The sequence below is a fragment of the Xanthomonas sp. BRIP62415 genome, from assembly GCF_003993515.1.
Lineage (GTDB): Bacteria > Pseudomonadota > Gammaproteobacteria > Xanthomonadales > Xanthomonadaceae > Xanthomonas > Xanthomonas euroxanthea.
In genome coordinates this window covers 208,295-214,745 of the sequence record NZ_QEZH01000031.1, presented here as the reverse complement: position 1 = coordinate 214,745, position 6,451 = coordinate 208,295, and the positions used below count along the sequence as shown (strand labels likewise).

Annotated in this window: 8 protein-coding genes; all 8 read left to right on the top strand. The window is 66.5% G+C overall.

The window, feature by feature from the left end; genetic code table 11:
* Positions 1-347: 347 nt before the first annotated feature.
* Positions 348-860 carry an SgcJ/EcaC family oxidoreductase gene (locus EO141_RS17160; protein WP_127169773.1) on the top strand — a complete coding sequence of 171 codons (513 nt, stop codon included), beginning with the start codon at positions 348-350 and terminating at the stop codon, positions 858-860.
* Between the two features lie 287 nt (positions 861-1,147).
* Complete coding sequence (locus EO141_RS17155; RefSeq protein ID WP_119127524.1) at positions 1,148-1,771, top strand: OmpW family outer membrane protein; 624 nt, start codon at positions 1,148-1,150, stop codon at positions 1,769-1,771.
* A 119-nt stretch (positions 1,772-1,890) separates the two neighbouring features.
* The gene (locus EO141_RS17150) at positions 1,891-2,505 is read left to right on the top strand and encodes an OmpW family outer membrane protein (protein WP_127169772.1); all 615 of its coding nucleotides are present in this window, start codon (positions 1,891-1,893) and stop codon (positions 2,503-2,505) included.
* Positions 2,477-3,409: a S1/P1 nuclease gene (locus EO141_RS17145; RefSeq protein ID WP_241236681.1), complete on the top strand. Its 933-nt coding sequence runs from the start codon at positions 2,477-2,479 to the stop codon at positions 3,407-3,409. The genes EO141_RS17150 and EO141_RS17145 overlap by 29 nt, the downstream gene beginning before the upstream one ends.
* Before the next feature lie 13 nt (positions 3,410-3,422).
* Positions 3,423-4,247, top strand: coding sequence for an MBL fold metallo-hydrolase (locus EO141_RS17140; protein WP_127169770.1), 825 nt, complete (start codon positions 3,423-3,425; stop codon positions 4,245-4,247).
* A 75-nt stretch (positions 4,248-4,322) separates the two neighbouring features.
* The gene (gene modA / locus EO141_RS17135; RefSeq protein WP_127169769.1) at positions 4,323-5,099 is read left to right on the top strand and encodes a molybdate ABC transporter substrate-binding protein; all 777 of its coding nucleotides are present in this window, start codon (positions 4,323-4,325) and stop codon (positions 5,097-5,099) included.
* Positions 5,100-5,114: 15 nt separating this feature from the next.
* Positions 5,115-5,801, top strand: a complete 687-nt coding sequence (gene modB / locus EO141_RS17130; RefSeq protein ID WP_206514817.1) for a molybdate ABC transporter permease subunit — start codon at positions 5,115-5,117, stop codon at positions 5,799-5,801.
* On the top strand, positions 5,801-6,415 hold the full coding sequence (gene modC / locus EO141_RS17125) for a molybdenum ABC transporter ATP-binding protein (protein WP_104584829.1): 615 nt from the start codon (positions 5,801-5,803) through the stop codon (positions 6,413-6,415). Before modB ends, modC begins: the two co-directional genes overlap by 1 nt.
* Positions 6,416-6,451 lie beyond the last annotated feature (36 nt).

Sequence of the window (6,451 nt, the reverse complement as noted above, 5' to 3'; positions counted from 1 at the left end):
ATTGGGGGATTGGGGAATCGGGAATCGGGAATCGAAAGGTGGGCAGGCTGTGCGGGTGCCGTCAATCGACAAGGTGATGAGTTCGGCGCTGCAAGCACGATGCGGCATGGGCTGACGCCTGCCTGACTTGAGGGCACGCGACGATCTGAGGTGCGGCACGGACGCGGCAATCTAAAATACGCCTTATTTTTCGATATATCCAAATTATTTCAATTACTTAAGTTCTACATCGATACGCTGAAAGGCGTATCGATGCATATGCCGAACAGCAGCATTTCGGCGCTCCGTGGATTTCGATACTGGCCGTGCCTGCTGAGGCACCCATCCATCACAACGGAGATTCCCCCATGCGTCGCACCTTTCTCTCTCTGGTCCTGGCACTGGCCGCCACCCCGGCGCTGGCTGGCGGCGTGATGCACTACACCGACAAGGCCACGTTGCCCACCGATGGCGAAGCGCGCGAAGTCGCTGCGCTGTTCGACACCTGGAACGCGGCGCTGGCCACTGGCAACCCGCACAAGGTGGCCGATTTGTACGCGCCGGACGGCGTGTTGTTGCCGACCGTCTCCAACGAGGTGCGCGCCTCGCGTGCGCAGATCGAAAAATACTTCGCGATGTTCCTGACCAAGAAGCCGCAGGGCGTGATCAACTACCGCACCGTGCGCGTGCTCGATGACGACAGCGCAGTGGATGCCGGCGTCTATACCTTCACGCTGACCGACAAGGACGGCAAGAAGAGCAAGGTGCAGGCGCGTTACACCTTCGTGTACGAAAAGCGCGACGACAAGTGGCTGATCATCAACCACCACAGCTCGGCGATGCCGGAAGTGGATGCGCCCAAGCTCGCCAAGGCCAGATAAGTGCGCGATCCCTGCCGCCATCCGCTCGCTGCCGGCTCCCCCGCGCATGCAGGCGTCGGAGTTCCTTCCCCGCCGCCGCTGGCGCCAGGCGCCTGGCATCGCAGCGCAGAAGCGATGCGCCGGTGCGATCACCGGCACGGCGCAGATCGCTGCTGCCGATGCCGGTCCCTGCTCACCTCCGCGCATGACCTGTCGCGGCAGCGCGCGCAGCGATTGATCAGGATCAAGGCATCCATCGGGCAAAGCCCCAAGACTTCTTCCATCCTCTGCACACAACGGGAATTTCCATGCGCATGCGCTCTACCCTTCTGCTCGCCGGCCTGGCCGCCGCCTTCGCCAGCGTCCCCGCACTGGCTCAATCCAAAGGCGACTGGACCGTTGCCGTCGGTGCCCACCAGGTCGCTCCCAAATCCGATAACGGCCGCCTGGTCGGCGGTACGCTCGAAGCGGACGTCGGCAAGGACATCAAGCCCACCTTCACTGCGGAATACTTCATTGCCGACAACCTGGGCATCGAAGTACTGGCTGCGCTGCCGTTCGAGCACGACATCGCGCTGCGCGGCCTGGGACGTGTCGCCAGCACCAAGCATCTGCCGCCGGTGATTTCGCTGCAGTACCACTTCAACAGCCAGGGCAAGCTCTCGCCGTTCGTTGGCGCGGGCATCAACTACACCCGTTTCTTCAGCACCGACACGCGTGGCGCGCTGGCCGGCAGCGAGCTGGAACTGGACGACTCCTGGGGCCTGGCCCTGCACGCAGGCGTGGACTACAAGCTCAGCGAGCGCGGCGCACTGCGGGTGAACCTGCGCTGGATCGACATCGATACCGAAGCGCGCCTCGACGGCAGCCGCATCGGCACGGTCAACATCGACCCGCTGGTCTACGGCCTGGCCTACGTGCACCGGTTCTGAGCCCGGCAGCGTGCGCGATGCATCTCTGGCACACTTGGCGTCCAGGGACGTGAATCCACCGCCGGAGTTGCGGACAGGTTGGCCACGTCGACCGCCTGTCCGACCTATCCGGGGATTTCATGAGCATGCTGATCCGTACCGCCCTCGCCATCGCACTGGCCGCCTCGGCCGCACCCGCCCTTGCACAATCGGCCGGCCACTGGACCACGGGCTACGGCGCCGGCTATGTCTCGCCCAAGTCCGACAGCGGCAGCTTCGGCGGCACGCGTGCCGAGATCAAGGGCGCCCCGACGCTGTCGTTCACCTACGAATACTTCCTGCGCAACAATCTCGGTATCGAGGTGCATGCCGCGGTGTCGGGCAAGCACGATCTGGAGCTTGAGGGCGTCGGCAAGGTGGGCAGCTATTGGTCGGTACCGCCGAGCGTGCTGTTGCAGTACCACATCAACGGCTACGGCACGGTGTCGCCGTTCGTGGGTGTCGGCATCAACTACACCACGTTTCTCGGCGAGGACGTCGATGACGCCTTCGGCAACGGCGATCTGCGCTTCGACGACTCGGTGGGCGCCACTGCACATATCGGTGTGGACTACATCTTCAACGAGCGCAGCGGCCTGCGCGTGGATGCGCGCTGGACCGACTCGCGCAGCAATGTCGATTTCAATGGCAGCCGGCTGGGCAAGGCGCGGATCGATCCGCTGACCTATGGCGTGTCGTACCTGGTGTACTTCTGAGCCTGCCGCAGACGCCGCGCTGAGCCGTGGCTGTGGTCGGACCGGGACAGCCATCAAACCGTCCCGGACCGATGCGTACAATTGCCGGATGAAGACCTTCTCCCCTCGCCTCCTCCTTCTTGCCGCAACCGTTGCCGCGGCATTCCAGCCCATCAGCGCCTTCGCCTGGGGGCCGCAAGGCCACCGCCTGGTGGCGCGCATTGCCGAGACCGAGCTGAGCCCGCAGGCGCGGGCACAAGTGGCGCAATTGCTGAAAGGCGACGCCAATCCGACACTGGCCGGTGTCGCCACCTGGGCCGACGAATTGCGCGAGCACGATCCGGACCTGGGCAAGCGCTCCGGCCCGTGGCATTACGTCAATCTCGGCGAGCACGACTGTACGTACGAGCCGCCGCGCGACTGCCCGGACGGCAACTGCGTGATCGCCGCGCTGGACCGGCAGACCGCGCTGCTTGCCGATCGCAGCCAGCCCCTGGACGTGCGTCGGCAGGCCCTGAAGTTCGTGGTGCATTTTGTCGGCGACATCCACCAGCCGATGCATGCCGGCTACGCGCACGACAAGGGCGGCAATGCATTCCAGCTGCAGGTCGCTGGCAAGGGCAGCAACCTGCATGCGCTGTGGGACAGCGGCATGCTCAACGACCGCCAGCTTGATGACGATGCCTATCTGCAACGCCTGCTGGCGTTGCCGGCGACCGCGGCAACATCGCCGTTGCTGCCACCGCCGGCCGCGGCCTGGGCGCAGGCCTCCTGCAGGATCGCGATCACGCCCGGCGTCTATCCGGACAAGCACGTGTTGCCGGACGGCTACATCGCGACCTACCGTCCGGTTGCCGAGACCCAATTGCGCGAGGCTGGCGACCGACTGGCCACCGTGCTCAACGCGGCGCTGGCCACGCCCTGAGATGGAGACGCCGATGCAGCCCGAGGTGCTTGCGTTCTTCCACGCCGACAGCAACACCTTCACCTATGTGGCCGCCGACGCGGCGACCGGGGCGGCAGCGGTGATCGACCCGGCGCTGGACTATGCGGCCGACAGCGGCGTGGTCGGCACGCGCGCCGCGCAGGCGATCGTCGATGCCATCGCCCACCACGGCTGGCAGGTGCAGTGGCTGCTGGAAACCCATGCGCATGCCGATCACCTGTCTGCCGCGCAGTGGCTGAAACAGCACTGGCCGCAGGCACGCATCGGCATCGGCGACGGCATCCGGGACGTGCAGCAGACGCTTGCGCCACGCTATGCGCTGCCGGAAGACTTCCGTGCCGATGGCTCGCAGTTCGATCGCCTGTTCGCCGATGACGAGCGCTTCGCCCTGGGCAGGCTGCAGGTGCGTGTCATCGCGGTGCCCGGGCATACCAGCGACAGCATCGCGTACCTGATCGGCGATGCGCTGTTCCCCGGCGATTCGTTGTTCATGCCCGACGCCGGCACCGCGCGCTGCGATTTCCCCGGTGGCGATGCACGGCAACTGTTTGCCTCGATCCAGCGTATGTACGCGCTGCCGGAGGACACGCGCGTGTTCGTCTGCCATGACTACGGCCCGGGCGGCCGCGACGTGGCCTACCAGACCAGCATCGGCGAGCAGCGGCGCAGCAATATCCATGTGCGCGATGGCGTGGAGGTCGATGCGTTCGTGGCGCAGCGCCAGGCACGCGATGCCACGCTGCCCGAGCCCAGGCTGATCCGGCAGGCATTGCAGACCAATCTGCAGGCCGGACGCTGTGACGGGGTGGTTCGCTGACGCGTCAGCGTGGCCGCCACGCGGCGCATCGCGCGCAGCCGCTATGATCGGTGCCTGACCCTGCTGGAGCCCCCCATGCGCACGATCGGTTTTTGGCAGCGCGCGTTCTGCGTGCTGATGCTTGCCCTGCCCGTCCTGGCCATGGCGCAGACCGCGCCGGTGACGGTGTTTGCTGCGGCAAGCCTGAAGGAATCCATGGACGAGGCCGCGGCCGCCTACCAGAAGGCGACCGGCACGCCCGTGCGCGTCTCCTACGCCGCCAGCTCTGCACTGGCACGCCAGATCGAGCAAGGCGCACCGGCAGACGTATTCTTTCCGGCCGACCTGGAATGGATGGACTATCTGCAGCAGCGCGGCCTGGTGCTGCCGGCGCAGCGTCACAACCTGCTCGGCAATACCCTGGTGCTGATCGCCCCGGCCAGCAGCAGGCTGCGCGTGGATCCGCGCCAGCCGGGCGCGATTGCCAGGGCGCTCGGCGAGCGCGGTCGGCTGGCGGTGGGCCAGACCAACAGCGTGCCGGCCGGCAAGTATGCCGCCGCAGCGCTGCGCAAGCTCGGCCACTGGGACGGCGTGAGCAATCGCCTGGCCGAGTCGGAAAGCGTGCGCGCCGCGTTGATGCTGGTCTCGCGCGGGGAGGCGCCGCTGGGCATCGTGTACGGCTCGGATGCACGCGCCGACCCCAAGGTCCGCGTGGTTGCCACCTTCCCCGACGATAGCCACGAGGCCATCGTGTATCCGGTTGCCGCGTTGAAGAACAGCAGCAATGCCGGCACCGCCGCGTTCGTGCAGTGGCTGGGCAGCAAGCCGGCCGGGGCGATCTTCGTGCGCCGTGGTTTTTCGTTGCAGGATTGAGGCGCGCCGTTGTCGATGTTCAACCCGCAGGAGCTGACCGCGATCGGCCTGAGTCTCAAGGTCGCCATCGTTGCGGCCATCGCCAGCCTGCCGCCAGGCATCGCCTGTGGCTGGCTGCTGGCGCGGCGGCGCTTCCCGGGCAAGGCGCTGCTGGATGCCCTGCTGCATTTGCCGCTGGTGATGCCACCGGTGGTGACCGGTTACGCGCTGCTGGTGGTGCTGGGCACGCAGGGGCCGGTCGGCAGCTGGCTGCTGGAGCACCTCGGCATCCAGTTCGCATTCCGCTGGACCGGTGCGGCGCTTGCATGCGCGGTGATGGGGTTCCCGTTGATGGTGCGCGCGATCCGCCTGTCCATCGAAGCGACCGATCGTCGCCTGGAAGCGGCCGCCGCCACGCTCGGCGCGGGCCCGTGGCGGGTGTTCTTCAGCATCACCTTGCCGCTGGCCTGGCCTGGCCTGGTGGCCGGCATGGTGCTGGCGTTCGCCAAGGCCCTGGGCGAATTCGGCGCGACCATCACCTTCGTGTCCAATATCCCTGGCGAAACCCAGACCTTGTCGTCGGCCATCTACGGGCTGATGCAGGTGCCGGGCATGGAATCGGGCGTGTGGCGGCTGGCCGGTGTTGCGTTGGCGATCTCGCTGGCGGCGTTGCTGCTGTCCGAGTGGCTGGTGCGCAGACCGCATCCACGCGAGGACGGCTGATGCTCGATATCGACCTGCACCTGCAGCGCGGCAATTTCCAACGGCATGTCCACATCCAGGACCAGGCCCGTGTGGTGGCCCTGGTCGGCCCCTCCGGCGCGGGCAAGAGCACGGTGCTCAACGCAATCGCCGGTTTGGTGCGGCCGCAGGCCGGGCATATCCGCATCGACGGGCGCTGCCTGTATGACGCCCGGCAAGGCGTGGACCTGCCCACGCACAGGCGCAGGATCGGCTACGTGTTTCAGGATGCGCGGCTGTTTCCGCATCTGGATGTGCGCCGCAACCTGCGTTATGGCCGGCACGCCCGAGGCGCGGCGCCATTCGGCTTCGACGACGTGGTGGCGCTGCTGGGTATCGCGCCGTTGCTGCAACGCCGGCCACGCAATCTCTCCGGAGGCGAAGCGCAGCGTGTGGCGATCGGCCGCGCCTTGTTGTCGCAACCGGCGATCCTGTTGTTCGACGAGCCCTTGTCGGCGCTGGATCAGGCGCGCCGCGAAGAACTGATTCCCTACCTGCAGCGCGTGCGCGACGAGATCCGCCTGCCGATGCTGTATGTCAGCCACAATCCCGATGAAGTGCAGCGCATCGCCGATAGCGTGCATGTGCTGGAATGAGCGCATCGACACCGTCGATCGCCACATCCAATCAGC

What these genes read in the sequence shown, in the direction of transcription:
- EO141_RS17160 (WP_127169773.1), top strand. Translation starts at nt 348, where the DNA reads ATGCGTCGCACCTTTCTCTCTCTGGTCCTGGCACTGGCCGCCACCCCG.
- modA (WP_127169769.1), top strand. Translation starts at nt 4,323, where the DNA reads ATGCGCACGATCGGTTTTTGGCAGCGCGCGTTCTGCGTGCTGATGCTT.
- modC (WP_104584829.1), top strand. Translation starts at nt 5,801, where the DNA reads ATGCTCGATATCGACCTGCACCTGCAGCGCGGCAATTTCCAACGGCAT.
- modB (WP_206514817.1), top strand. Translation starts at nt 5,115, where the DNA reads ATGTTCAACCCGCAGGAGCTGACCGCGATCGGCCTGAGTCTCAAGGTC.
- EO141_RS17140 (WP_127169770.1), top strand. Translation starts at nt 3,423, where the DNA reads ATGCAGCCCGAGGTGCTTGCGTTCTTCCACGCCGACAGCAACACCTTC.
- EO141_RS17150 (WP_127169772.1), top strand. Translation starts at nt 1,891, where the DNA reads ATGAGCATGCTGATCCGTACCGCCCTCGCCATCGCACTGGCCGCCTCG.
- EO141_RS17155 (WP_119127524.1), top strand. Translation starts at nt 1,148, where the DNA reads ATGCGCATGCGCTCTACCCTTCTGCTCGCCGGCCTGGCCGCCGCCTTC.
- EO141_RS17145 (WP_241236681.1), top strand. Translation starts at nt 2,477, where the DNA reads ATGGCGTGTCGTACCTGGTGTACTTCTGAGCCTGCCGCAGACGCCGCG.